Origin of the sequence: Microcoleus sp. M2_D5, assembly GCF_036701935.1 — a bacterium.
Taxonomy (GTDB): domain Bacteria; phylum Cyanobacteriota; class Cyanobacteriia; order Cyanobacteriales; family Microcoleaceae; genus Microcoleus.
In genome coordinates, this window is the sequence record NZ_JAUBRP010000001.1 from 136,814 (window position 1) to 162,501 (window position 25,688).

At 44.5% G+C, this 25,688-nt stretch carries 21 protein-coding genes; 6 read left to right on the forward strand and 15 right to left on the reverse strand.

Features of this window, described 5'->3' with window-relative positions; genetic code table 11:
* Positions 1-127 precede the first annotated feature (127 nt).
* The 7 genes from QUA50_RS00560 to QUA50_RS00590 form a co-directional block, all read right to left on the reverse strand.
* Positions 128-553 (reverse strand): hypothetical protein, encoded by a 426-nt coding sequence (locus QUA50_RS00560; RefSeq protein ID WP_333258836.1) that lies wholly within the window; start codon positions 551-553, stop codon positions 128-130.
* A 232-nt stretch (positions 554-785) separates the two neighbouring features.
* Positions 786-1,178, reverse strand: a complete 393-nt coding sequence (gene vapC / locus QUA50_RS00565) for a type II toxin-antitoxin system VapC family toxin (protein ID WP_333299428.1) — start codon at positions 1,176-1,178, stop codon at positions 786-788.
* A gap of 7 nt (positions 1,179-1,185) precedes the next feature.
* Positions 1,186-1,386: a type II toxin-antitoxin system VapB family antitoxin gene (locus QUA50_RS00570; RefSeq protein WP_333258832.1), complete on the reverse strand. Its 201-nt coding sequence runs from the start codon at positions 1,384-1,386 to the stop codon at positions 1,186-1,188.
* A gap of 122 nt (positions 1,387-1,508) precedes the next feature.
* The gene (locus tag QUA50_RS00575; protein ID WP_333258830.1) at positions 1,509-2,090 is read right to left on the reverse strand and encodes a Uma2 family endonuclease; all 582 of its coding nucleotides are present in this window, start codon (positions 2,088-2,090) and stop codon (positions 1,509-1,511) included.
* 239 nt (positions 2,091-2,329) lie between these two features.
* Entirely contained in the window at positions 2,330-3,157 is an 828-nt protein-coding gene (locus QUA50_RS00580) for a TIGR02452 family protein (RefSeq protein WP_333258828.1), read from the reverse strand.
* A gap of 90 nt (positions 3,158-3,247) precedes the next feature.
* Positions 3,248-4,159, reverse strand: a complete 912-nt coding sequence (gene era, locus QUA50_RS00585; protein ID WP_333259022.1) for a GTPase Era — start codon at positions 4,157-4,159, stop codon at positions 3,248-3,250.
* Between the two features lie 51 nt (positions 4,160-4,210).
* Positions 4,211-4,402, reverse strand: a complete 192-nt coding sequence (locus tag QUA50_RS00590; protein WP_333154833.1) for a hypothetical protein — start codon at positions 4,400-4,402, stop codon at positions 4,211-4,213.
* A 267-nt stretch (positions 4,403-4,669) separates the two neighbouring features.
* Between QUA50_RS00590 and QUA50_RS00595 the strand changes: the two genes are divergently transcribed.
* Positions 4,670-5,101, forward strand: a complete 432-nt coding sequence (locus QUA50_RS00595) for a hypothetical protein (RefSeq protein WP_333208954.1) — start codon at positions 4,670-4,672, stop codon at positions 5,099-5,101.
* 568 nt (positions 5,102-5,669) lie between these two features.
* Here the strand turns inward: QUA50_RS00595 and QUA50_RS00600 are convergent.
* Entirely contained in the window at positions 5,670-5,942 is a 273-nt protein-coding gene (locus QUA50_RS00600; RefSeq protein ID WP_333203460.1) for a hypothetical protein, read from the reverse strand.
* 282 nt (positions 5,943-6,224) lie between these two features.
* Here QUA50_RS00600 and QUA50_RS00605 point away from each other — a divergent pair, with 282 nt between their 5' ends.
* The 3 genes from QUA50_RS00605 to QUA50_RS00615 all read left to right on the forward strand — a co-directional run bounded on the left by QUA50_RS00605 (position 6,225) and on the right by QUA50_RS00615 (position 8,533).
* On the forward strand, positions 6,225-6,908 hold the full coding sequence (locus tag QUA50_RS00605; RefSeq protein WP_333258826.1) for an NUDIX hydrolase: 684 nt from the start codon (positions 6,225-6,227) through the stop codon (positions 6,906-6,908).
* 81 nt (positions 6,909-6,989) lie between these two features.
* Positions 6,990-7,745 (forward strand): ATP-binding cassette domain-containing protein, encoded by a 756-nt coding sequence (locus QUA50_RS00610; protein ID WP_333258824.1) that lies wholly within the window; start codon positions 6,990-6,992, stop codon positions 7,743-7,745.
* Between the two features lie 137 nt (positions 7,746-7,882).
* Positions 7,883-8,533: an ABC transporter permease gene (locus tag QUA50_RS00615; protein ID WP_333258821.1), complete on the forward strand. Its 651-nt coding sequence runs from the start codon at positions 7,883-7,885 to the stop codon at positions 8,531-8,533.
* A gap of 34 nt (positions 8,534-8,567) precedes the next feature.
* Here QUA50_RS00615 and QUA50_RS00620 read toward each other — a convergent pair whose 3' ends face one another.
* The 7 genes from QUA50_RS00620 to QUA50_RS00650 all read right to left on the reverse strand — a co-directional run bounded on the left by QUA50_RS00620 (position 8,568) and on the right by QUA50_RS00650 (position 21,059).
* Positions 8,568-9,155: a DUF1802 family protein gene (locus QUA50_RS00620; protein ID WP_333258819.1), complete on the reverse strand. Its 588-nt coding sequence runs from the start codon at positions 9,153-9,155 to the stop codon at positions 8,568-8,570.
* A gap of 116 nt (positions 9,156-9,271) precedes the next feature.
* Positions 9,272-10,552: a glycosyltransferase family 4 protein gene (locus tag QUA50_RS00625; RefSeq protein ID WP_333258817.1), complete on the reverse strand. Its 1,281-nt coding sequence runs from the start codon at positions 10,550-10,552 to the stop codon at positions 9,272-9,274.
* Positions 10,553-10,767: 215 nt separating this feature from the next.
* Complete coding sequence (locus QUA50_RS00630) at positions 10,768-11,496, reverse strand: class I SAM-dependent methyltransferase (RefSeq protein WP_333258815.1); 729 nt, start codon at positions 11,494-11,496, stop codon at positions 10,768-10,770.
* Positions 11,497-11,634: 138 nt separating this feature from the next.
* Entirely contained in the window at positions 11,635-16,989 is a 5,355-nt protein-coding gene (locus tag QUA50_RS00635; RefSeq protein ID WP_333258813.1) for a glycosyltransferase, read from the reverse strand.
* 42 nt (positions 16,990-17,031) lie between these two features.
* Positions 17,032-18,552 carry a methyltransferase gene (locus QUA50_RS00640; RefSeq protein ID WP_333258811.1) on the reverse strand — a complete coding sequence of 507 codons (1,521 nt, stop codon included), beginning with the start codon at positions 18,550-18,552 and terminating at the stop codon, positions 17,032-17,034.
* Positions 18,553-18,567: 15 nt separating this feature from the next.
* Positions 18,568-19,980, reverse strand: a complete 1,413-nt coding sequence (locus QUA50_RS00645; RefSeq protein ID WP_333258809.1) for an ABC transporter ATP-binding protein — start codon at positions 19,978-19,980, stop codon at positions 18,568-18,570.
* Between the two features lie 230 nt (positions 19,981-20,210).
* Positions 20,211-21,059, reverse strand: a complete 849-nt coding sequence (locus QUA50_RS00650) for an ABC transporter permease (protein ID WP_445243132.1) — start codon at positions 21,057-21,059, stop codon at positions 20,211-20,213.
* Positions 21,060-22,679: 1,620 nt separating this feature from the next.
* Here QUA50_RS00650 and QUA50_RS00655 point away from each other — a divergent pair.
* Positions 22,680-24,344 (forward strand): ABC transporter ATP-binding protein, encoded by a 1,665-nt coding sequence (locus tag QUA50_RS00655; RefSeq protein ID WP_333258807.1) that lies wholly within the window; start codon positions 22,680-22,682, stop codon positions 24,342-24,344.
* 31 nt (positions 24,345-24,375) lie between these two features.
* Positions 24,376-25,563 (forward strand): hypothetical protein, encoded by a 1,188-nt coding sequence (locus QUA50_RS00660; protein WP_333258805.1) that lies wholly within the window; start codon positions 24,376-24,378, stop codon positions 25,561-25,563.
* Positions 25,564-25,688: the final 125 nt, after the last annotated feature.

Below are 25,688 nucleotides of genomic sequence, written 5' to 3' on the forward strand. Positions count from 1 at the left end.
GCGAACTTAACGAAGAGAGTCTGTAGGGCGGTGTGCAACGGGATTGTTCGACCGTTCCTTACGATGCAATGTTTAATAAAGTCTATATACCTCTCAATCCCAGCAAGCGAGTTACAAAAATGTTGGTTTAGGAATTTTCAACAATATATTTTTCAAGTTGAAGAATTGCTTGATCGATCTCTGTGATAACTGCATCAACAGCATTTTTCTGTTCTTCTAGCGGTGCAAGCTGTTGAGCCAAAGCGCGCCGCTCCGCATCACGATTAGCAGTTTGAAGAGTTCGCGCAAGGCGGCCAAGACTACCACCACCTCTAACCTTAGAGCCTTGTTGACGAACTTTGTCGGTGTATTCTGCGCGAATCATTTTTTGTTGTTGGGTTAGTTCTCTTTTTACCAAAGCATATTCTTTCTTCTTGAGCTTCAGCGTTTTGATCTTTAGTTTAGCTTCTGGCAATGATTGAACTGAAATATTAAGTTCTTCTGGGGGGGGGGATTGTTGGATTTTTGGGTTGCCATATTTTAGGGTTAACATTGCCATTTTTAGATTTGACATGGGTTTCTCCTTGGTTGGTTTTGGTACTATTTTAACGATTTACACAAACATCTTTTTTTGGGATCTACTAGCTTGTTGCATGGGTGCGCGATCGAAGCGTATCTGTTTATTCTACCAATTTTCTGTAGGTCAAGCTCTCGATCGAGCTTCCGAATCATCTACAAAGTCAGGCAGCGTTTGCGAGATAACGTTCCCAATCACCCGCCACAGATCAACTCAACCTCCAACTACTTTAGAGAACAGATTTCAGTCCAAGACGATCGACCAAAGGAAGAAAGTCCCGATCGGCAAATAAGAGTTCGTGATTGTTTTCGAGGCAGAAGGTGGCGATAATGACATCGATCGTTTTGCGAACTGTGATGCCTTGCTTTCTTAGGGTGCGAAAGCTGTCAGCACTTTTGATGGCGAGATCGGCTTCGAGGAAATTGAAGACGGTGAGATTGGTGAGGAGATGCTTGGCGGTTTTGTAGTCGGAGTCTTGGCGAAACCCTTGGAGGACTTCGGTGAGGATAAGGTTGCCGATCGCGATCGGTTGGGTGGTGAGGAGTTGGTCAAGGAGATCGGTTTGTGGGGTGGATTGTCCGTTAAAGTAGTCAATCCAGACGCTGGAATCAACAATAATCATCGGCTTACTATTGTTCCGCATCCGTTCTCATGCGATCGAGGTCGCCGTCCCAGGCGAGTTTACCCCTTAGCGCACGTAGGTTCTCTTGGTTTTTCATTTGGATCAGCAGGTTCAGGGCCAATTCGATGACTTCTTGTTGTGCTGTGAGTCCGGTGACTTGGAGCGCATTGGTGATGAGGGAGCTATCGATTTCGATCGTGCTTTTCATAGGTGCTTTTGGGGTAAGTTTTATCGATCGCGCTTTCATCCGATTATAAGCGATAGCCCATCGGCAGCGATCGATATCTAAAGATGGGGTGTGCTCAAATATATTTAGTCGATTCAGATAGTTTATTCACCTTGTGGTGTAAGGTCTAGTCCGCGATATACTTGCTCGATCGCAAAACAGAGATTGATGCTTTTTAGTTCTATGGTATCGCCTTCTTTGTAGTTAATAATGATCCATTCACCAGCATCATTTTTGTGATACAAATCCATTTCGATACTGGTGGAACTAACCAATAGGTAATCTTGTAAGACAGGGTTTTTACGATACATTCTAAATTTCCCCCCGCGATCGTATGCCTCAGTGCTAGGAGAAAGAACTTCAACGATTAAACAGGGGTAGGTAATATATTGGGTTGTGGTTTTATCGCGATCGTCGCAGGTGACGCTGGCATCGGGGTAAGTATAGTTACTGGTTTCAACAATGTTAATCTTGATGTCAGAATTACCCGTTATGCAACCGCTATTCTCTAAATGATTATCGAACATGGCAGTAAGTCTGATGGCAATGCGACCGTGATTGACGCTGCCGCCGCTCATGGCATAGACTTGACCGTCGATATACTCGTGTTTTTCTAGCTGCTTTTCTTCCCAGGTGAAGTATTCTGCTGGGGTAAGTTGGGGAAAGTTTTCTTTTGCCGCGATCATTTTTTTAGGTAATGGGTAATGGAGTTTATTTATATTTTATTTATTCTACCAATTTTCTGTACTTCAAGCTCTCGATCGAGCTTCCGAATCATCTCCAAGGTCAGGCAGTGTTTGCGAGATAACGCTCCCAATCGCCTGCTAAAAACTACCTCAAACTCCAGCCGATGACCTCCTGAAAGTCGGCGTGCGTTGGGATTGTTAGAGGCATTGACGACAGCGAGGCTGAGAATGCAATACTTTTACTTAAATCTATTTTTAAATGCCTTCAATGTATCCTTACTCTTAGCCGAATCGTATATACCAAAAACTACACGATCGAAACATTCATGAAATCGCGGACTCTCAAGCCACTGACCAAAAGCATCTGCTACCATACTGGCATCGTTGCAAAACACGCCACACCCCCATGCACCGAGTAACAACGATCGATGTCCATTATCTTGTGCCACCGCAAGTACATATCCAGCACGTCGGCGCAATGCTTTTTCAATATCGGGAAGCGCATTGGGATCGCGACGCAATACTTGACCTGCATTTGGTGCGGGCGCAGTAATAACAGATGCTAAAAAATAATCATCGAGCAATTCACGACTGCGGATTCTAAACCAAGGAACTTTTGGAGAATAAATCAGGTAATCGGTGTAAAGAAGAGAATCTTGCGATCGGTTTGCTTCATAATACTCAGGCTGTGTCAATTGACAGGGATATAACCCGGAACAGCGAGCCAAATCTTCTTCTTGTGCTTTTGCACCATTAATAAATCCGCCGCCAGGATTTCGAGCGGAGGCATAGTTTAGGAGCACGAGATCGCGGCAACCTTCACCTTTTACCAAACGGTAGGCGGCTACTTGAGTGGTCTCATCGGTAACTTCCACCAAAAGACTCTGTTTCGCATCACATTGCGTATTTTGCAATAAATTTTCAACTTCTTCTGGTCGATACAACTTAGTATTTTTCTCTGCCAGCTTCTGCTCGGTAGCAAAATTAATAACATGGCCGTGCTTTGAAATGAACTCGCCTTTTTCTAGAATCTGTAATGTTTCCTTGGCTATACCTGTTAACGACATACACTCCTCCTTGGTGGTTTCGATGAAGTTCTCAACTCTGCTTCTGAGCACATGAGGATTAAGAGAGGGAAACTGCCAACTGACAAAGTTTTATTCTTCTACCCGATAGCCCAATTCGGCTAAACGGGTGCGCGACTGCCGCCATTTTGGCTGCACCTTGACAAATAATTCCAAATACACTTTGCCTTCAATTAACTTTTGAATTTGCTCGCGGGCCGCACTGCCGATCGACTTCAGCATACTGCCGCTCTTACCGATTAAAATACCTTTTTGGGAATCCCGTTCGACGTGAATTGTCGCCAGAATTCGCGTAATTTTCGCTTCTTCTTGAACGATGTCGATCGCAATTGCTACGGAATGCGGCACTTCTTCCCGCGTCAGCAGCAAAATCTGTTCCCGAATCAATTCGCCCATAATAAAGCGTTCCGGCTGGTCAGTCACCAAATCGGGCGGATAATAGTAAGGCCCAACCTCCAGATGTTCGATTAACAATTGTTGCAGCGGTTCCACACCCTCGCCCGTAAGCGCCGAAAACTTGACGACTGGCCACTCAGGGTTGACAATTTGCTCGTAAGTGCGATCGATCAACACGGAATCCTCCGGTTGTTCGTCCAACTTATTCATCCCCAAAATCACCGGAATTTTGCAATTGCTGAGAATTTCGATGATATATCGATCGCCCCCACCCGATTCCACCGAACCATCCACCACAAACAGCACCACATCCACAGACTGAATCGCGGTGCGGGCATTCTGCACCAAAACCTTACCCAATTGGTGGTGCGGCTTGTGAATTCCGGGAGTATCGACAAAAATAATTTGTGCTTCAGGTGTCGTCAGGATACCCCGCAGCCTGTTACGCGTCGTCTGAGACACCGGCGAAGTAATCGCAATTTTCTGCCCCACCAACTGATTCATCAGCGTTGATTTTCCGACATTCGGGCGTCCGACAATACCCACAAAGCCGGATTTGTAACCCGCAGGAGCCGCGGGAACACCCATAATGCCCGATACGTCGATAAATTTACTATCTTCCACTAAAATCACCTATTTTCAAGCCCCTTCTCTGTCTATTGTCGCCTGAAAATACTCAAACGCCCATCGATGCACTGTAGCATCTTTCTCGCCCTGGTATAGCGCGCCACACTCAAACCTCGATCGAGCGGCTTTCCCAGTGTTAAAACAGGATACGCGATCGGCAAAACTTGATATCTGAGACAAAATTTGATAAAGTTCCAATGACATCGCTCAAAAATGAATCATTCTGGTAAAACCGACTCCCAAATGCTGTAACAACTTCAGATGTGTAAATATCTAACTCAACTGAAACTATTTTACAGTTTGTCATGCCAACCAGTTTTAACATTTTTGAAGATGTTTGGTAATAACTTAGGTAAGTTGAACTCAAACTCAAAAGCTCAATATCATTAGGCGCTTTCTCAATAAAAGCTAGTGTCTTTTGAGCATACCTAAATTAGTGCTAATCGTCATAAAGTTGAGGAGATGAATCAGATGAAATCGAAATTATTTTGGAGTGTCTGCACCGTTTTGGTAGCAAGCTTGCCTGTTCCCGCCTTGGCTCAAACCAGCCCTCCCACCAGCCCTCAAGCAGGTATTGACTACAAGGGTGGATCGAAGAAATACCAGTTAGTACCGGGCAGAATCCAGGACAGAACCTTGCCCAGAGCCTTTGATTTTCCAATTATTACCAATGTTGGTACTGACACGAGCATCACCTCGGATTTCCTAATTACCGATCAGTTTCGCGCCCCAGCGGGTCGTACAGAATACACCGGAGCTCTCACCGCCTGGGCAGCATCAATCAGAGAATGTCTCGCCAAACAACCGCTGTTGATTCGAGCCAGCACTAAGAACCCGATTCAGATTAATGGTAGAGTAGGCACGATTGTCAGAAACGCAAATAACCGTGCAGTTTGCAAATAAGCCAGCAATATCACAGGGGCTAAATTGACCGTAATTGCTGTAAGGGCGGGTTCACCAATATCTCCCATGCAAGCATCGATACAGTAAACCCGTCACCGCAGCGATATTGGGGTCAATCTAGGCCAGTTGATATAACTTCCCCTATCTTAAAGATAAAAACTAGAGAGTGTTTTTGAACAAAAAGAGCAATAGAAAACCTATTGCTCTTTTTGTTGGCGAAATTTCAATTAATATCTATTAGGACTTCTATCATGTCCGGTCAATTAACCATGATTCCTGTAGGGGCGGGTTCGCCAAGATATTGAATAGAAACGGGAAAATCTGTAAACCCGCCCCGGCCTTTAATCGCGGTCAATCTATGGGACATGATGTTATATGATATCGGCTGAAACGACATCATATAAAAGGTTTGCAGTGAGGAATGCAAGTCCTTATCAAGGTTTAAGGGCTAGCATTCCTCACTGCAAACAAGATAATTACGCAAAAACCAGATTGTTTCCAAAAAATCCCGTCGAGCCCGAAGAATATGGATTTTAACACCTGGTTTATGAAAGTTTGTCTGCGTAATTCACGATTTAGGAGCGCAAAATTCATGTGTACTCAGTAAAATTTCGCCATAATCAGGAATCCAAGCTAGCCACTGTTCTTCCGAAGATTCACACAACAGCCACGCTTCGTCAAAGCTGAATGCGGTTGGCGGGTTGAACAATTTAACCCACATAGAAGGAGTCAATTTTGGTGCAGGTACGGCGCAGCCAAATTTTTCCCAGTCGCGGACATTGGCGAAGCTTCCGGGCGTTGGTTGGGATTGCCAAGTACGAATATCTGTTTGCAGTTTCATCACAACTCCTTTTGGGCTAAGACTCTGAACCAGGTCGGGGTTGCAACAACCCAGAGCGACGGCGCAGATAAACTTTGATTATGTAGTCTATGTTACGGAATTATCTAGGCGAATGTGTAGGGTTGTAGCAAAAATTTACAATCGAGAGGAAAAAACGGGCTCAAAGCTGAAAAGGTCGATCGGCTATTGTTCAGCTCGGCAACGCTCGCCTACCATAGCAAACAACATCTGATATCGTTTCCCGCTGCATCGTCAGGTGATAAATTAGAGGGCAATTCATGAATGATTGTTACAAGTCGCCACCTATCTCGGCGCAATTTTCAGTTGTTCGATTCACAGTCCACAGTCAACAGTCAACATCATTCCGGTGCAACCGGAATTGATATGATTTATTTCAAAAAATCCCACATGAACCAAACTGCAAAATCCCAGTGGAAAACTCTAGATCGCTTTGTAGAGATCAACTCTCATTGGGTAAAACTAATCGCCGAACATCTCGAAACAACGGAAGGCAAAACAGTAGAATATTGGCGAGTAGAAAGAGCGGATTCAGTTGTAATCTTGACAATTCAAGCTGAAAAATTGCTGTTTCCCACACCGATGTATCGCCCCGGCGTGGCAGAAGCAACCCTGGATTTTCCCGGCGGTCGCGTACCAGCCGAAGCCACGCCAGCAGAAGCCGTTCCAGCTATAATTAAGAGGGAACTAGGTGTGACAGAAAGCGCGATCGCCCGCATCGAACCGATCAACACCGTCGGCTGGGCAATAAACAGTTCCTTCTCCAATCAAAAACTCTACGGTTTTGTGGCAGAATTGCACCCGACAGCAACAGTAAACCCCGAACTTATCGGTGCTGAATATCCTGTCACCCCAGACGGAATTCGCGACTTGCTCAAAAAATTAACTTGCCTCCAATGTCGAGCCTTACTGCTAGAATGGCAAAATCAAGTCGATTTTAGATTTTAGATTTTAGATTTTAGATTAGGAATTGTTTTCCGAGGGTCGCCGAGTTTAAGTTGCTGAAAACCCAAATTACCGGAACTAATCATGCCTCTCAATCATGAAGTTGCTGTCGAATGCCTCGACGTGACATATCGCCTCAACCGCAGGCATTTAGTAGACAAACTCAATTTCAAAGTGCTGCAAGGAGAAGTTTTAGTATTGCTGGGACGCAGCGGGAGTGGCAAAACTACTAGCATGAAATTGATTAACAATTTACTAACGCCAAGCAGCGGCGAAGTTCTTGTCATGGGAAAACCGACAACTCAGTGGAACCCAATTCAACTGCGCCGAAAAATTGGCTATGTGATTCAAGAAATCGGTTTGTTTCCCCATTTTACCGTCGAGCAAAACGTCGGTTTAGTGCCAAAATTAGAAGGTTGGGAGGGCGATCGCATTCAATCTCGCGTCCGGCAACTGTTAGAATTAGTCAACCTTGACCCCCAGCATTTCGCCAAACGCTATCCCCATCAGTTATCCGGCGGACAGCGGCAGCGGGTAGGCGTCGCTAGAGCACTGGCGGCTGACCCTCCGATATTGTTAATGGACGAACCGTTTGGTGCTTTAGACCCCATTACTCGTCTGGAATTGCAGCGAGAATTCGGTCAATTGCAGCAGCAACTCGGCAAAACTGTGATTTTTGTGACTCACGGCATTCAAGAAGCTTTTTTGTTAGCTTCTAGAATTGGTTTGATGCAAGACGGACGGTTGGTTGAATTGGCAACACCTGATGATTTTCTCAAATCTCAGCATCCAGAAGCTGGGGCATTTCTTGAATGTTTGCAATTACCCATGATGGGGTAATAATATAATGTGCGATCGCATCCTTCGTTTATGAGTATGGGCGGGGCGGGTTTTTGAAGCTGATGGTTGGGAATTAAAGATATTGGTGAACCCGCCCCTACGAGATTTTTAATTATACCACAATTGCCAATTACCAAATGAGAGAATTTTTAAATCGGTATGGTGCGGAGATTGTTCAGCGCGCGATCGAACACTTATATTTAGTAACTGTGGCAATTTTTATCGCTATTATTGTGGGGATGCCCCTGGGAATTTTAGCCACGAGAAAACCTAAATTGAAAAAGCCAATTTTGGGATTTGCTAATATTATGCAAACAATTCCCAGTTTAGCTTTGTTTGGCTTGCTAATCCCGGTGCCGGTATTGGGTGGAATAGGCGATCGCACGGCAATTATCGCCCTCACTCTGTATTCTTTACTGCCTATTATCCGCAATACTTATACTGGGATTGTCGGCGTCGATCCAGCGATTGCGGAAGCAGGAAGAGGCATGGGGATGACTGATATGCAACTGTTATGGCAAGTGGAAATTCCCCTGGCGCTAGGCGTGATTCTGGCGGGGGTGCGAGTTGCTGCGGTAATTGCGATCGGACTCGCTACAATCGCCGCTGCAATTGGTGCTGGGGGCTTGGGGGTGTTTATTTTTCGCGGCGTTGCTACCGTCAACAATCAGTTACTTTTGGCTGGGGCAATTCCGGCCGCTTTGATGGCATTAGTTGCGGATTTTGGGCTGGGTTTGGTAGAAGCGCGCCTCTCGAAAAGTACCTTAAAAACTATTAATCAGGACTAAAATCCTGACTACCTTCCGTCAGCGTTGTCACTCTCTACGAACCAGAAGCATTCGCAGGATTTGCTATTAGATTGCGGATTTCATTTGAGCTTTCAATGTACTCGCGATCGCTCAAAACAGCTTGGCTTCCCTCCAGGGAAATAGCATCGGCCAAATCGATCCAAGAACGGCAACCGCCGTATTCAGGAATGTAGGGAATTTCGCGGATTGCTGCAAGGCGATAAGCCCGCAGCAATAAAATATAAATTGGCTGAGCTTGTTTCCATTTCAGGCGATCGCTGACAAAATCTTCATTCCAAATATGGTAAGGAAATAGCGCAGTAATTGCCGGTTCCCAAGCTACCAAAAAAACATCAGTAATCTCCGCCCAACTGCCAATTCTAATAACTTCAGGATGCCAACCAGATTCAACAGTATTGACTTGAGGTGCAAACTCTGGCTTTAATAAATCCGGCTGTTGGTGTTCAAAAGTTGGATACAGTAAAACCTGTTTGTCAGTTACATTGAACTGTCCTGCTTGCTCGCGAATTCCCCCCTTCCGCAACAGCACAATCGTTTGACCTTGTTCTAAAGCATTAACTGCTACATTCCATTCTTTCAGCGCCTTAGTAGTTGATTTCATAGGAATTTAGTTGGGTTTTAACAATAGTAACAAAACTCGGTACTTTCAAGCAAGTACAGCCATTTCTTCCTGTTAAAATTGGCGTAGTCCTGACTATGCAGGACTACGCTTTATTGCTAAATTCTCACTGCAAAAGATGCTGCTAATTCCCGTTCTGGTTCCATACCAACTGTAGGCGGCATGGAACGATTTGCTACTTGCTCGATCAGTTGTAAATGTTGCGGCAGCATTTTAGCTAAACTGTAGCGTTCTAGGGCGGTTTGACGGGCTTTGACGCGAATTTCTGCCATGCGGGTAGGATGGTCTAAAACTTCATCAATGCGATCGGCTACTTGTTTCGGTGAGAAGTAATCGACTAGCAAACCGTTTTCTCCGTCGCGGATAACTTCTCTGACTGGCCCTGTGTCGGAACCGATTACTAAACATCCGGTTGATAGAGATTCAATCATAGACCAAGATAGCACAAAAGGTCTGGTCAAATAAACGTGTACGTCGGATGCTTGAATTACTTTTAGATAAAGTCCGTAAGGTAGGGGCCCGACAAAGTGAACTCGCGATAAATCTAGCGGTACTTTTTTGAGCATATAGTCTTTGTAAGACTCGCCGTTGGGTAAAGAACGACCGTAACAAACTCTTTCTGAACCAACGATTACGACGTGACAGTTGGGGCGACGTTCTTGTACATAGGCGATCGACTCAATGAATTCAGGAAAACCCCGGTAAGGTTCCATTCCCCGCGATACGTAGGTGACAATTTCATCCACGCCAGACAAGTCTAAGTTAGGTAAAATTAGTTTAGCACCGGGGTCTGGTTTGAAGTAATCGGTATCTACGCCGTCGTGGAGTGTGGATAATTTTTGTTGTAGTTCGGGCGGGAATTGCGATCGCTGCCAATAAGTTGGTGATAAACCCCAATCGCAAGAGTATAAATCGATCAAAATCGGCGCATTTTTGATTCTAATTCTGGCCATATCGTCAACTGTTAAAGGTTCCGCTGGGTCGAAATCTGCGTCTGAACCAATAGCATGATAAAACCACTCGAAATAGCACAAAAGCGGCGTATTTGGAAAAGCTTCTTTGACAAACAATGTCGGCCCCCAACCGGAATGTCCGCAGATAATATCGGGTACGAAACCGTCTGCTTTGAGTTGTTCTGCCATTCTAAATACGGCTTGTCCGTAGATGACGGCACTTTCTAAAGGGCGGACGTATTGGTGAGTCTGCGCGTGGGGTTCCCGGCTGGGGGTAAATGCTGCTTTGCGAACGCCGGGAATGTTCCACTCTGGGCGCTCGTTTTTAGTGCCGAAAACAATTTGATTTTTCGGATCAGCGCCTAAAGCCGTGATAATGTGGCGGTATTGGGCGGGGAAGTTGGGATGGAGAAATAATGCTTTCATTGTCAGTTGTCTGTTGACTGTTGACTGTTGACTGTTGACTGTTGACTGATAACAATCTAAAATCTAAAATCGATTGACTGTTGACTGTTGACTGTTGACTGTTAACTGTTAACTGTTGAACGATCGCAATCTAAAATCTAAAATCTAAAATCGATTGACTGTTGTCTGTTGTTAGTTGGAATCAAATATTTTGAGGCGGCTAAAAAGCTTTGGTTTTATTCATTGGGGGTGGGCGCTTTGCAGATCCAGACACAATCTCGCGGTACTGAAGATGTATTTTTCTGGATGATTTCATAGTTTAAATGATGGAGAAATTTTTCCATAATTGTATCAGTCATAACTGAAAATGCAGTGCCGTCTCTGTGCCCTAGCAAGTTTTTGTCCCACTCGCTGGCGAATTTTTGCCACCCTAATTCGCTAAAAATATTTGTGTGGTGAAACACGCAAATTCGATCGCCCCGCAGCAGTTTGGGAATTCGAGTTAGGTAGTTGAATATATCTACTGGCTCTACGTGTACCATTGTATCGTAACAAAAGCAGACATCGGCTGAACCTGGAGCGATGCCGTCCAATGTTAAACCGTCGAGTTTGACGTAAGAAACGCGATCGTCTCCCAAGCGCGATCGCGCCGCTTGCAGCATTTGACTGGAAATGTCGGCACAAATTAGTCGATCGCAATATTTCAGCAGCAGCGAACCGGTTTTTCCCCCGCCGATACCAATTTCTAAAACTCTATGTTCTTTTTTGATGTACGGTGCAATAAATTGCTGTTCTATCAGCGCTTCGTATTCGGCTAGGGAGTTGGCGGCACCGGCAGCTTTACCTATCCATTCGTCGCCAATATAGGCAAGTTCGGCATTAGTTTTTTGCCACTGTTGGGCGTAACTGTCCCAGGCCCTTTCATAATCTACTCTTGGGCGATCGGTCATTTTATCATCGTTCATTTTTGATTATTTTATAGTATTGATGGCTCAATTTTCAATATGTTCCGCAAGTCTGGCCAAATTATATCAAATCCTGCCCAAAGTCTAGAAGTTTATTTACTGCGCTTGGCTTGGCTGGGCGCTGACACTTTAAGATGACTAATGACTGCTGAAATATGCTTCCCAGAAAATATCTGCATAAGCTTGAGTCATTTCCTCAAAAGTATTAAGTGAATCTAAGACATATTTAGCGTTTTCAGCTAACTGCTGCCGCCAAGATTTATCCTCCAATAAACTAATCAAAGCTGCAACTAATTCGTCCGGGCGATCGGGCGTATAAAACAAACCGTTAATTCCCGGCCGCACTTGTTCTTTAATTCCAAAAACCGGCGATGTAACAATTGGTAAATCGCAAGCCATCGCCTCCAAAATCACTCTGGGAAAACTTTCGACGCGAGAAGTGCAAACAAAAATATCAGCCGCTTTGTAATATTTTCCCGTCTCCCCAGTTTCCGGGACTACTGTCACCCTTTGCCGCAACTCTGCTGGCAATTCCCCCACCAACTCGGCTAATTTATTGCTGTAAATACTAGGACGATCGCCCACAATAAAACACCTAATTTTATTGTGCCATTTGTCAGGCAAAAGTGAAAGTGCTTTAACTAAATCCTGCTGTCCTTTGCGTTCGCATACCGTTCCCAGCAGCAAAATTACCACATCTTCCGCTGCAACACCTAAACTTTTTCTAGCCAATTCAGAATTCTGCGAATTTTCCAGTTTGCTCAAATCTAAACCGTTGTGAATCACCGTAAAATTGTGGTGGCTGTTGAGAGGCAAATACCTGTCCCGCGTTGCATCCGCTACAAAAATCACTTTGTAAGGAAAGCGAAAACACTCTAAAGCTCTCGCCGCAATCTCAGAACCAAACCTGTTAAAATAAGTTTGCCAAGGTTCGCTTTCGTGCACGTTCCACACCACAGGAATTCCCATTTGGTGCGCCGCATCAACTACAAAAAAGTTTTCTAAAGTATTGGCATAAATTGCATCTACTTTTAAACTGGCAATTTCTGTGCTAAAACTGCGGATGGCTTCATCGTAAGCATCCCGCTGGTAGATGTGTTCGAGAGGATTGTCGCGCACAATTACTTCAATTCCCTGCTGTTCGTAAGCTTGACGCAGGGGCCCGTCTGTGGTGCAAAGTACGATCGGCTTAACCACACCCTCAGCCGCCAATTTCACCGCGATTTCGTACTGATGCAGCGGCGCACCCGTGAAATCCAGCGAATTGCTGCACATCAAAACTCTGATAGGATTTACAAAATTATTTAGTGATATCAAAGAACCAAAATTACCACATTTTAGTTCTTCCTGCTTCTTTCCATCCGTTACATCCGTTACATCCCGTACATTGCTCGTTGCCGAACCTTCTTCCTTCATAAAAACCCGTCGGGGTTGAATATGAAAATACTCATCTTCTAAAGACAAGTGAGGACTGTAAAAACTGTCATTTTTCCCCGCGTACTTGCGCCTAAAAGCCGCCACTTCTTGAGGATTGTCGGTAAAACCCCTAGAAGTTCCTTCGTTGTGCAACAACTCCGCATCGGGACAATATACGCACCGATAACCCCGTTCTAACAATCGGTATCCGTAATCTACATCATTGTAAGCAACAGCAAAATTATCCTCATCAAAACCGCCCAATTCTAAGAACAATTGACGCGGAGTAATCGTGCAAGCGGCTGTTACCGCAGAGTAATTTCGCGTTACCATCGCTTGAGAAAGATAGCCTCGATTTTCGCTGTTCATCAGCTTAAAAGCGTGACCCGCCAAGCCGTGATGCAGCCCGTGAATTACGCCCGCGTGCTGAATTCTGCCGTCGGGATATAACAGCCTCGCGCCGACTGCACCCACGCCCGCGATTTGAGCGTATCCAACCATTTGACTCAGCCAGCGCGGGTTAATTACTTCAGTATCGTTGTTCAAAAACAACACATATTCGCTATCAACTTGTTCGGCAGCGCGGTTGTTAATTGCTGCAAAACTAAACTTGCCGTCAGGATTTTTGATCCGCAAAACTTTGCACTTTAATTCCTTTAAATATTCCAGAGTTTTCGGATCGTCGCTTTCGTTGTCGATGACGGCAACTTGATAATTTTTGTATGTTGTAATTTCTAGAGAATCCAGACAGGCTTTCAGCAATTTTAGCTGATTTTTAGTAGGAATAATTACCGTTACTGATGGGCCGTTATCCGGGAAATCCTGAGCAAATATGCCCAAATTTTCTTTAATCGCCCATGCGTGCTGAGCGACATTGCCGTTAATTTTTCGGCGGTTTAGTGCGTCTTGAATAGCTTTTTGACCTGCGGCAAAACTGGCGGGTTTCGCGGCCCCAGATATGGCTGTAGAACCGGGTGCGGTTCGCCAGTGATACAGCACTAGCGGCAGGTGGGCGACGTGGCGCGAAATTTCGGTGGCTCTCAAGGCAAAATCGTAATCTTGCGAGCCTTCAAAACCTAGCCGCAAACCGCCTATTTCTTCAAAAATGTGTTTTTTGACGGCGCACAAATGACCGAGATACATATAGGAAAGCAGCAGTTCCGGCGACCATTCCGGTTTAAATTGCGGGGCGAACCGGCGACCTTTAGTGTCGATTTTGTCGTCGTCTGAGTAGAGAAAATCGGTGGCTGGATGCGCGGCAAAATATAGGGCGACTTCGCCTAGTGCGTCGGGAGTGAGTTCGTCGTCGTTGTCTAAAAACAGGATGATGTCGCCTGTTGCGAGGGCGGCGGCGCTGTTGGTTGCTGCGCTGATGTTGCCGTTTTCTGTGCGAAATGTGATGCGGATACGATCGTCCTTTTGGGCCCAGTTTTTCAAAGTGTCAGCCACAGTGAAATCGGTGCTGCAATCATCGGCAATGCACAGTTCCCAGTTTGGATAAACTTGATTGATTACACTGTCGATCGCACTTTCGAGAAAATCTATCTGCGGGTTGTAAACTGGCATTACTACCGAAATTTTTGGCAGGGGTTCCCGACAGGATTTTAACCGAGAAATCAAGTAATCGCGCGCGCGATCGTTCCACTGATTCACCTCCAGCCAAGCGTCATACCTATCAATAGGTTTAGGCACGACAAAACCCGCAGGCGGCAGCAAATCTCCCGGCGCACTAAACTGTTTTTGCTGGCGGTAAATCTTCCCCAACTGGCGAATCACCTTCACAATTTCCCAAGGCATCGGCACAATTCTGCCGAGACGCTGTTTTCTCTCCTTCGCCCGCTGCTGAATTGCCGCTGTAAACCTTGATAACTCCTCAAACTTATCTGCACTTCGCTGCCAGATATGGTAGCGCCGCACAGTCAATTTTTTCGGCGCTTGAAAATACAAAATTTCCCCGCTTTCTAACTCAGCTTGCAGAGAAACGTGCCATTCCCCTGGCGGCAAATCGACAAGGGCCTCAAAACCGCTTTCCGAACTGTTAACCCAGTCGGGAAACACTTCACCGACATCTTTTCGCCGCAAACCGTAGGCGCACTCTACAGAAGAATCGCCGCACAACAAGCTTAATTTACTAATTTTGCGATCGTGGTGGCAGCACCAACCTGCAAACAAAATTTGACCCTGACGCTGTTCCCACACTACTGGTACATCTAACGATGCTTGAATCGTTGAAACTAACAGCGGATAAGCTGCTAAAAGATGCCATTTACCTCGATCGTCTTGCGCTTCCAGTAGCACTTCGTGCCGTCCCGCAGGCGCTTCCAATTCAATTGTAAAACCACATTTCTTCGCAGACGAAATATTAGAGTGTGCTACCGCTATATCACTTCTATCTATGCCGTAAACGCCCGCGAAACTCTGGTCTTTAATTCTGGCGCGGACTGCTGCAGTCTCTATTTTTTTGTGAAAAACCCACCCCACAATTAGCAGGTTGGAATCGCAAACTTGCCAAGTAGTGGGTCGGTCTAACGAAAAAATAAATTTAGGGAACAAGTCGCGGATTTTGCGCTGAACTTCCCACAACTTTTCTCTCACTTGCCACCATATTGAAGACTTGATAGTAGCAAGTTCTGCCCGGAAATTTTCATTTTCCTGGCGGGAGTGTTCTAATTTTTCCTGAGTATCCTTTAATTTTTCCTGATTTTGACTTTGTGCTGTTTCTAGCTGAACTAACTCAGCTAACTTTTGCTGCAATATAAATTCAGTTTCTTCAAATTGAACCTGAGTTTGCCCTAATTCTGCTTCTAGTTCTAATACTTTCCCTAAAGCTGTTTGAAATTGCGATTCTTTGCCGTCAAGCTGTACCTGAGTTTGTCCTAATTCTGTTTCTAATCCGAGGAGTTTCGCTAACGCTTCTTGAAATTGCGATTCTTTGCCTGAAAGCTGTACCTGAGTTTGCCCTAATTCTGCTTCTAATTTTAAGACTTTTGTTAAAGCTTCTTGAAATTGCGATTCTTTGCCGGCCAGCTGTACCTGAGTTTGCCCTAATTCTGTTTCTAATCCGAGGAGTTTTGCTAAAGCTTCTTGAAAATTTGATTCTTTGCCTGCAAGCTGTACTTGAGTTGCTCCTAATTCTGTCTCTAATCCCAACACTTTCGCCTGGGCCTGGTGAAATTGTTCTTGCCACTGTTTGAGTTCGGAAGAGCTAGTTTTTTGCTGTTTTTCCAGCAAGCGGATTTTTAGCCAATCTTCAAATGGCCAAATTGGAGAGGCTGGGAAATGAATAACTCGATCGATCGCACCTTTCGATTCGCTGCTGAGATTGCCAGCTTGGGTTTCCAAAAGTTCATATAGTTCTAATGCTTCGGGAAAATATTTTTCTATTAAACTCGGTCTGTGACTTTTGACAATATCGTTGACTAATAAAGATTCTTCAAAATTGTCGCCCGGTATCGCACCTAAGTTAACATTAAATTTTTCGTTGACTCGATCGAGGAAAAGTTCAGGAGTATTGCCAATGGGGTAAACGTTGGCTAGGAGACAGCGGTGGGGGAAACGTTCGTAAAGTTCTAAAACTTGTTGATTGTAGTGAATCCACATTTTTACTGCCTTTTCGGGATTTTGCAGCAAGCTGACATCGGTTCCCCGGCGGTAAAGGGAATCGACTACTTCCCAGGGCGATCGGTAAACACAGATAAAATTAGCTTCCGGGAGCAAATTCAGCCAAAAATCCCAAAAAAGGGCTGTTCGGGGGTCTTTCCAACCCCAATGTTTGTGAGAATGTTGATTTTGGTCGATCGCCCTTTTGGCCATTTCCACGTATTCTGGTGCTACCGGAATCGTTTTTTCAAACGTACATCCGAGTTCATCAATACCGTGCGATCGCAAAACACTTTTGTGAAACTCCACAAAATCAACATTCTCGAAATGACCTTTCACATTTCCGTCGGCAGGGCCCACTAATTTTTTGCCAATATCAACCCCGACTTTCTGAAACAAAGAAGCTGTTAAAGACGTACCGGAACGGTGCATTCCGGTAACAATAAAAACCGACGGTTTGCTGTCATTTGTACTCACAATTTATCTCCCTCGCCCTAATTCCCACACCAAATTTACTCGCTACTCTCCCGCTAAGCCCAGGGATCGCCTGACTTGAAACCACGCGCTTCTGATCTTCCAGAACTTGCTGCTTTCCATTGCCAAAACCCGACACTTCGCTTGCTCTAATTCTTGCTTGACATTAGTTAGTTGATTCTCAGTTTTCTCCAACTGCATTTGCACGGATACTAACTGATTTTGAGTTTGCTCCAATTGCATTTGAGCTGCCACTAATTGAGTTTGAGTTTCTTGCAACTTTGTTTGAGATTCTTCCAACTTTGTTTGAGTAATCATTAACTTACTTTGATTTTGCTCCCGTTCTATCCTCGCCGACTCTAACTGAGTCTCAAGTAATTTTAGTTTTGTCTGAGTAGAACCCAATAAAGACTGCGATTGTCTTTGGTTAATCAGCGATTTAACAGTGCAATTTTCCAGAATCCATTCCAAACCATAGTTATTGATTGCTTTGACTATTAACACATCCTGCAGCGCTACAGTGCTTTTGGGTAAATAACACCTCCACCCCGACTGCAAAGCCCCATCAGTTTCAAAATATCCAGCCACATCCGGGCGATCGTAAAAAGGCTCGCACCTCTGTACAACCTCGCCGTTTACCAGCACTTGCAGTTCCTCAACTCGACCGTCGAAATTCACATCAGCCACCCATCCTTCTAGATACAAATTCTCCTTATTCGTAAAAGCAGCAACATCAATATATCCTTCCGGGTGATGATTGAATTTCAAATCCGAAAAATCTCTAACTAGCTCATTTGTGACAACATACAAATCCTGAAACCTGCATATACCTTTTTTGATGCGGTGAACAAAAGCTTTGCCTCCGCTAACTCGCTCGACACATTCTCTCACAAACTTTTCAGTTACATAAGTTGTGCCGTATTCCTCCTTATCTAAAGACTGGCTTTCGCTTTGAGCACTAAACAAAATACCGTTGGCAGGCATTTCTATATGAGGACTTCGCAAACACTCATCGTGAACGCTGAACATCAAAATGCCGTTAGGAGTCAACAAATCGTACAAATTTTGCAACCAACTTGTAAAAGTTCTTTCCGGCATATGGCTGAAAAAAGAATTAGCCAGAATGCAGTCAAACTTGCGGTCAATTAAATAATTTTCTGGTTTTCCAGTTGACACAATACCGCTGACACCGAAATATTCAGTTTGAAACTTAACCGCATTAGCATAAATGTCAGAAACCCAAATTCGTTCCGGCGGTATTTCCTGAATCAAAAACCTGGTAAATCGACCGTAACCGCAGGCAAAATCTAGAAAAGAGGGTACATTTTCAAAACTGCCAAAATGCCATTCCACAACTTGTTTAACCGTATCCAAGATGCGACGCCCGATCGCATAATAGCGCACCAAAGCCCGATCGCGATCGTCTTTGACGTTGTTCAAGCTGAACAAATACATTTCATCGTCTTCGCAGATATTCAGTTTAAAATTTTCGGGAAACTTAGTTTGATCTTGAATAAATGCTTTGATTACGGGATTTTCGACTAAATCTAAATTGATATCGCTCATTTTTTTTACAGAATTTTAGATAACCTCTGTTGACTGCTCTTTAACTAGAGAATCAGCATTAACAACAGTTAAACACGGTTCGATCAGCAAGTCAACGATGCCGTTACCGCAGGACTCAGTACAAGACTGAACTCTAAACATCGCCACATCAACACAGCGATCCAGATAAGTTAAATCTCCATCTACCGTTCCCACAACCCCAGCATTCAGAAAATAAACACCGGGATTCAGCAAACATTTAAACTGAAACTTCACTACAATTGTCGTTCCCGCTTCCACATACCTAACTGACTGAGTAGAAGCCTTCAAAGAAGCACCCGCTAACTCAAAACCGCTAATTGTTTTAATCAACATTCCAAACCTAACTTTGGAAGTTGACCGCGAAAAAGTGACAGAGTAAGTATAAATATAATCTTGACGACCGAGCAAGTGATTTACCACATTTCCCTTCAGCGTCTCGATGTGGGGGTTGATAATTTCCGCTCCGCGAGACGGATACCTTACCGTATTCGACGGTATCATCCCCGGATCGTAAAATTCATCGTAATATTCCTTGGGTTTAGAGAGATGTTGCTCCGGTTTAACTTCCGTCTTTGTACTTTCTAAATTAGCCTCCTGAAGGTTGTCTTGACTTTCCTGTTTTGTCAGTTGGTTCAGAGCTCGAATATCTGACTTCAACCCCAGAACCCGATCCGGATCGGCATAAATCAGCTTTTGATACTTAGAAATTACCACCTTCGGCGTGTGAGCTAGCAGCAATTCACCGCTATCCATTAAAATCGCCGACGTACAAAGTTGCACCACAGAAGTAGCAGCGTGAGAAACAAATAAAATTGTTCCGCCGCCTTCCTGAATGCTTTGCAAGCGGGCAAAACACTTGCGTTGAAAAGCTTCGTCGCCCACCGAAAGCGCCTCGTCAACCACCAAAATATCCGGCTCGACGCTAGTCGCAACGGCAAAAGCTAGCCTGACAAACATACCGCTAGAATAAGTTTTGACTGGCTGTTCGATGAAATCGCCAATATCAGCAAAAGCAGCGATATCGTCAAACTTTTCTTCAGTTTCTTTTTGATTGAATCCGAGTAACTGAGCGTTAAAAAACACATTTTGCCGCCCGGTAAACTCCGGATTAAACCCGCTTCCGAGTTCCAGCAAAGCGGAGACTCGGCCTTTAACATCTACACTTCCTGCGGTAGGAGTCAGCGTCCCCACAATTATTTGCAAAAGAGTGCTTTTTCCCGAACCGTTGCGGCCGACGATTCCCAGAGTTTGTCCTTGAGGAATTTCTAAATTGATGTCGTGTAGGGCCCAAAATTCGTCAGCGAGTTTTTTGCTGGGGTAAATAATTTCCTTTAAGCGGTCTCCTGGACGATCGTACCGCTTAAAGCATTTGGAAACATTTTTTAATGAAATTACATTTTCTGTCATCCGATTTTAGATTTTAGATTTTAGATTTTAGATTGATATTATGCCCGCTCAAACGAAAAATAGGTTTGTAGTGGTGTTAATCTGTAGGGTGCGGATCTGCTTCATATTTGATAAAACTTGCAGATTGTTGATGGCGACGCACCTTACACGGGCTAGAAAATTGTGTGTACTACATATACATAGAATATGCTGTATATCTCAAACAAATTTACAGCATATCTCAAACAAATTTACAGCACGTCAGCAAAAGCGGGACGCAAACGCCGGTAAACCGCCCAACCTCCACAAAATATAGCAGCAGAAATTAGCGTGGCGACACCCCATTCGCCCCAATGCTTAACTTCTCCAAGCAGTATGAGGTCTCGATAAACCTCCGAGATGGCGGCCATTGGATTCAGCCAAAATATCCACGCTCGCCACTGTTGGGGGATGATTGAGGCTGGGTAGACGATCGGCGTCAAATAAAACCAAAAATTTAGAATAACACCTAATGTCTGAGGAATGTCTCGCAAAAATACAGTCAAGCCCGCTGTCAAATATCCCAAACCAGCAGTTATCAGCAACTGAGGCACCCACACCAACGGCAGCAAGCATAAAGTAGCGTTGAGCTTTTGCGACGACACCGCTACTATCACAATCAAAGCTGCTAAACCCAGAGAACTTTCAAGAAAAGCTGTAAAAATCGGCACTAGCGGCAGCAAACCGAGGGGAAATACCACTTTTTTCACTAAATTCGGCTGTCCCACCACCGATACTCCCGACTTGATCAAACCGCTGGTGAAGGCAGTCCAAGGCAGCAAACCTGCAAACAACCAGACTCCAAATGTAATGTCGCTGTTTTCTGGGAACCCTGCAAGGCTGAGCTTTACCTTGAGGACGATCGAAAATACGTATGTGTAAATCACCAATTGCGATAGCTGATTCAGCAGCGGCCACAAATTGCCCAGAATCGAGCCTTTGTATTGAGCTTCCAAGTCCCGGCGCACCAATGTTGCCAGCAGATTCAGCTTCGCCCACCGCTGCCTACTTGCGGGCGGCCTGCCGCCCACCCTTCGGGCTTTTTGGGCAACTTCTTTCACAGTTCTCTGCAATTTTTTCGCCCTCGTTCACTACCTTCACACCTAAATCAACTCAAGCTACAACTGTGCAGCTTTTGCTAAACCGCAATTATTCCACAGCCCCGTCGTTTTGATCAAGGATCTGCCACCCTGGCTTGGGCTTCTTGTTTCGGTGTTGCTGATTTACGGTATGAAAGACTAAATATGCAAATCCTAGAAACCATTATCTACAAAGCTTCTGGATTTTCAACTTATTTTTTTCATGCCCTGATTAAGCAACGCCCTTCGTGTTCATCGGGAAGTGCCACCAGCTTTGGATGCCGTGCAGGATGGCTTCTTTACGGAGCTCGTCCTGGGGCGTGCGTTCGGAGTGGACAATGCCTCGCCCTGCCCTCATCTAGTTCACCGCACCCCTGACGGATTTCTTGAACACTGCCGACACTAACGACTAGCAACAAAGCGAAAAGTTAGGAAATTAAAAAAATCAGGCTACTAAGAGACAAGTTGTGATATAGCGTGCAACTATTTTTTTGCCGATATTCACCTAAGCTGAGCTCGATAGATTATGTAATATCCGACTTTTCCGACTTTAAGATCCGACTTTTCCGACTTTCAAAGGCAGGGGAGGGGAAATATTATAGAGATAAGATGCGTCTCAAAAGCTGTGGAAGCAATTAATAGCCTTTCATAACTTTTGAACGATACAGTTATAGGCAGGGTTTAATGCTACAAAAGGGGGTTCTACTTAATTACTGACCTATTGTTCTGAGTGTGGGCGACGATCGCACATCGAGCGTAAAATTACGGCTATTTTTTAGCTCGTAATTTACAGAATAGTGCGTCCATCTTTTTTATATTAGTAAATCCCTATGGATGGAGGGATATAAGGATGTACTAATTATCTCAAGAACTATTTGCTCTCGAAGTGAATGTAAATTGGGGCCTTTCTTCTCAAGCTTTTTCTACGTTACTTACGTCCAAACCAGGAAATGTTGAATTTTTACCTTCCATTACCTTTTGTTTACACAAACTTTATTGATTTCCCTTGACAAGCATCTATCCAAAGAATTAAGGTAAGTATGTCTAAAGATAGATGACAAATAAACAAGTTGAGGAGTAAAGCGGGCAAAAAGATTAAATTGAATCTACAGAGGGTAAGCTGTGGAGCATTTAAACCAGTAACGAGGCTAGTAGGGTGCGTCAGCTAGAACCCTTACGCTGAAACGGAAAACCTTAGATGCTGACGCACCTTACGCAAGTCCTTTAAATGCCAAACAGCTTAGTAGCTCGAAAAATCCGAGTATTACTGCTGCCAAGGCATTCAAGAGCGGACGTATGGTTGCAATAGCAGCGTCCGGCAAGAAATTTCGTACTGAGCCAACTTTTTGAAAGGTGCCGAAAGATTTGGGAGGACAATGGGTGCAGTTAGCTGTCTTCCAAGTGAAAGTGAGGGTTCGACCCACACAAAAGCAATATAGCGCGTCTAAATAATTGTGTGATTTTTTCTAGGAACAATCCCCCGTTTGGTTGTCCCAATCGCTCCGAGATAGGTACTCTTGGCACTACCCCTATCCTATCTATTTAGATAAATGATTTAGGCTCGCTATACGGACAAATATTACCCATTTATCTCAAAGCCCAATGCGTTTTTTGAATTTTGTGAGGGTAATTTATAAATATATTGCTCCTTATAGATGGCTAGCTATCTTCCTTTGTAGCAGTCAGATTTTTGAGGCCGCATTTGAATCAGCAATGAGGATCAGCTTCAAGTTTATTATTGATGCAGCCATTGTTCCTCAAAATTATAGTCTTCTGGTTTGGATTCTGTTGCTCTTGGGAGGCGGAGCGATTGTATTTATCGTTGTTGGCTTGCTGGGCGACTTTTTATCAGCTAAATTGGGGATTCTGTTACTCAACAACATCCGCTGTTCTCTATTTGAGCGCATCCAAAGCCTTTCAATGGAGTTTTTTGGGCGACGTTCAGCCGGGGATATAATTAACTGTTTCCAGGCGGATGCAGAGAAGGTAGAAAATAGTCTCATACTTGGTCTGCCAGTTGTTATTTTTTGCCTGAGTAACATCCTTTTTTCGGTAGTTTTCCTATTTTCCCTTAACTGGCAGTTGGCTGTTCTAAGTTGCATCGGTTTGACTTTCTGTGCAATTGCACCAGCAAATGTTGCCCGTCGTGCCACCAAAGAAGGCTATCATCTGCGGCAAAAGGAAGGACACATCGCCAGCGTAATCGAAGAGAATCTGCTCTCCCAACCAGTTGTCAAGATATTCGGTCTAGAAAAACGAGTCTCAAAAGATTTTTCTGCCCAGTTGAATGACTTGAAGCGGGTTTATGTCCGGGCGAAATTTCTGTCTAGCTTAGTGCAAAGAATTCCCAGTCTCGCTTTTGTCTTAGTGCAGTTGGTTATTTTGAGTCTTAGCGCGGTGATGACCTACGGAAATTGGATTTCAGTAGGGACACTCGTCTCCTATCAGGTTCTATTGCTCGGTTTACATTCAACTATCCTCAACTTTACCTGGGGGCTGCCTTATTTAATTGATGGAGTAACAGGACTGCAACGTATCAATGATATTTTGGCGGAAATCCCTGAAGTTCAGGAAGCACCGGGTGCGATTGATTTGCCACATTTTCAGAGTGATATTTATTTTGATAATGTTAGCTTTAGCTACTCCAAAGATAGAGGCGGGGTGAAAAATCTATCGCTGAAGATTCGCCAAGGAGACTTTGCGGTATTTGTCGGTCAGAGTGGCGCGGGTAAAAGTACGATTGTCAATTTGCTGACACGATTTTATGACCCGGATAAGGGACGCATTCGATTGGATGGAGTTGATTTGCGCGACTGCACTATACGCTCACTGCGTTCTCAAATCGGACTGGTTTCTCAAGAGGTGATTTTGTTTAATGGCTCAGTGCGGGAAAACATCCGCATGGGCTATCTGGAAGCGAGTGATGAAGAGGTAGAAGCCGCAGCGAAAGCCGCAGAAATTCATAATTTTATTTTGACTTTACCTCAAGGTTATGACACTCCTGTTGGCGACAGGGGGGGACAGCTATCAGGGGGACAACGGCAAAGAATTGCTTTAGCTAGGGCGTTGGTGAGAAATCCAGCCATTCTGATTCTGGATGAAGCCACATCAGCGCTAGACCCCGCAACAGAAGTGGAAATCATGACAACTTTAGAGAGCATTGCCCAGAAATGCACAGTGATTGTCATTACCCACAAAATGGCTCATGCCTTGCGTGCAGATGTCATGTTTGTGATGGATAAAGGGTGCCTCGTTGTTAGTGGTTAACCTACAGATTTAATTCAATAAGGAGGAATCTATGTCACAGTTTGGCAACCAATTAATAGAGAAAATCTCAATGTTACAAAGATTACCTGTGCTTAGCAGTAAGCTGTTTGTCTGGGTGTTTATTCCTTACCGCCTTACAGAAAAAGGATGGGAGAGTAAAGACTATGACACCCCTGCGACTCGTCAAGAACTGGCAGATGTATTTGCCGAACTCGGCATCAAGTGGAAGTGGCAGCCAATCACTTTTGAAAATATGCACGAAGTTGTTGAGGAGGTGGCTGCTTTCAGCAAAGAGTACATTCCAATGGTACTGAACTTTTGTGCTGGGGATGAAGATCCTAACTATCCTGGCACTTGCGTCATCAAACTACTGGAAGCAAAAGGCATTCTCTTTACGGGTGCAGATTCTACCTTTGATTATCTCTGCTCATCTAAACTCAGAATGAAGCGTGCTTTTGTTGAGGAGGATGTAGCTACGGCTCCCTACGAAGTCATTGCAGACCCTAGCCACGTTCAGGGAGTTTGCGAACGTCTTGGTACTCCTTTGATTGTGAAACCAGCGATTTCTTTTGCAAGCCGAGGGATTTCTTTGCAGTCAGTTGTCGAAAGCGATGAACAGGTGAGTTTACAACTCCAGCGATTGCTCCAAGGACAGCATGATATGCAATTCCCGCCGGACAGTATTTTTGTGGAACGCTTCATCAATGGTCGTGAGTTTACAGTCTTTCTTTTGGGTTCCAGCCAGCAGCCAGAGAGTATCAAAATCTATCCACCTGCGGAACGGGTGTTTCACTCCAATCTCCCTAAAACTCAACGTTTTTTGGCTTACGATTGGTACTGGACAAAATATGAAGAGGGTTCTCTCTTTTCACCAGAAGAACCGTTTTGCCGTTACGGACTGGTTGGTTCTGACTTGCATGACAAGCTTTGTGAGTTAAGTAAGCTGGCTTATTGTGCAGTTGGTGGTAATGGATATGCACGGGTAGATATACGCATGGACACAGCCTCCCAAGAACTGTTTGTTTTGGAGGTGAATCCTAACTGTGGTATTTCTTCTTATCCTCTCTCTACGTTCGATGATAACGATCTTGGCGCTACTTCTGTTGGCACGATCTTGCACCTTGCTGGCATCCCGTTTCCACAACTGATGTCAGAAATGATCGCTGAGGCTTTTGCTAGACAGTCTACCCAGTTACAACTGGCGAACAAATCAGCGTGAAAGTACACCGACATTTATTGTCCTAGTCAAAAACTGAAGCTGGTGACAATTTCCTAGAGATTGGCTGTTTTAAAACAGTAAAACAGCCTTCCTTGATTTTCGATAAGTATTTTTGATTGAAGGCG

Coding starts and splice junctions, on each gene's coding strand:
- QUA50_RS00660 (WP_333258805.1), top strand. CDS start 24,376: ATGTCACAGTTTGGCAACCAATTAATAGAGAAAATCTCAATGTTACAA.
- QUA50_RS00630 (WP_333258815.1), bottom strand. CDS start 11,496: ATGAACGATGATAAAATGACCGATCGCCCAAGAGTAGATTATGAAAGG.
- QUA50_RS00595 (WP_333208954.1), top strand. CDS start 4,670: ATGAAATCGAAATTATTTTGGAGTGTCTGCACCGTTTTGGTAGCAAGC.
- QUA50_RS00580 (WP_333258828.1), bottom strand. CDS start 3,157: ATGTCGTTAACAGGTATAGCCAAGGAAACATTACAGATTCTAGAAAAA.
- QUA50_RS00655 (WP_333258807.1), top strand. CDS start 22,680: ATGCGTTTTTTGAATTTTGTGAGGGTAATTTATAAATATATTGCTCCT.
- QUA50_RS00560 (WP_333258836.1), bottom strand. CDS start 553: ATGTCAAATCTAAAAATGGCAATGTTAACCCTAAAATATGGCAACCCA.
- QUA50_RS00600 (WP_333203460.1), bottom strand. CDS start 5,942: ATGAAACTGCAAACAGATATTCGTACTTGGCAATCCCAACCAACGCCC.
- QUA50_RS00590 (WP_333154833.1), bottom strand. CDS start 4,402: ATGTCATTGGAACTTTATCAAATTTTGTCTCAGATATCAAGTTTTGCC.
- QUA50_RS00610 (WP_333258824.1), top strand. CDS start 6,990: ATGCCTCTCAATCATGAAGTTGCTGTCGAATGCCTCGACGTGACATAT.
- QUA50_RS00575 (WP_333258830.1), bottom strand. CDS start 2,090: ATGATCGCGGCAAAAGAAAACTTTCCCCAACTTACCCCAGCAGAATAC.
- QUA50_RS00640 (WP_333258811.1), bottom strand. CDS start 18,552: ATGAGCGATATCAATTTAGATTTAGTCGAAAATCCCGTAATCAAAGCA.
- QUA50_RS00645 (WP_333258809.1), bottom strand. CDS start 19,980: ATGACAGAAAATGTAATTTCATTAAAAAATGTTTCCAAATGCTTTAAG.
- QUA50_RS00625 (WP_333258817.1), bottom strand. CDS start 10,552: ATGAAAGCATTATTTCTCCATCCCAACTTCCCCGCCCAATACCGCCAC.
- QUA50_RS00570 (WP_333258832.1), bottom strand. CDS start 1,386: ATGAAAAGCACGATCGAAATCGATAGCTCCCTCATCACCAATGCGCTC.
- QUA50_RS00605 (WP_333258826.1), top strand. CDS start 6,225: ATGATTGTTACAAGTCGCCACCTATCTCGGCGCAATTTTCAGTTGTTC.
- vapC (WP_333299428.1), bottom strand. CDS start 1,178: ATGATTATTGTTGATTCCAGCGTCTGGATTGACTACTTTAACGGACAA.
- QUA50_RS00615 (WP_333258821.1), top strand. CDS start 7,883: ATGAGAGAATTTTTAAATCGGTATGGTGCGGAGATTGTTCAGCGCGCG.
- QUA50_RS00620 (WP_333258819.1), bottom strand. CDS start 9,155: ATGAAATCAACTACTAAGGCGCTGAAAGAATGGAATGTAGCAGTTAAT.
- era (WP_333259022.1), bottom strand. CDS start 4,159: ATGGGTGTTCCCGCGGCTCCTGCGGGTTACAAATCCGGCTTTGTGGGT.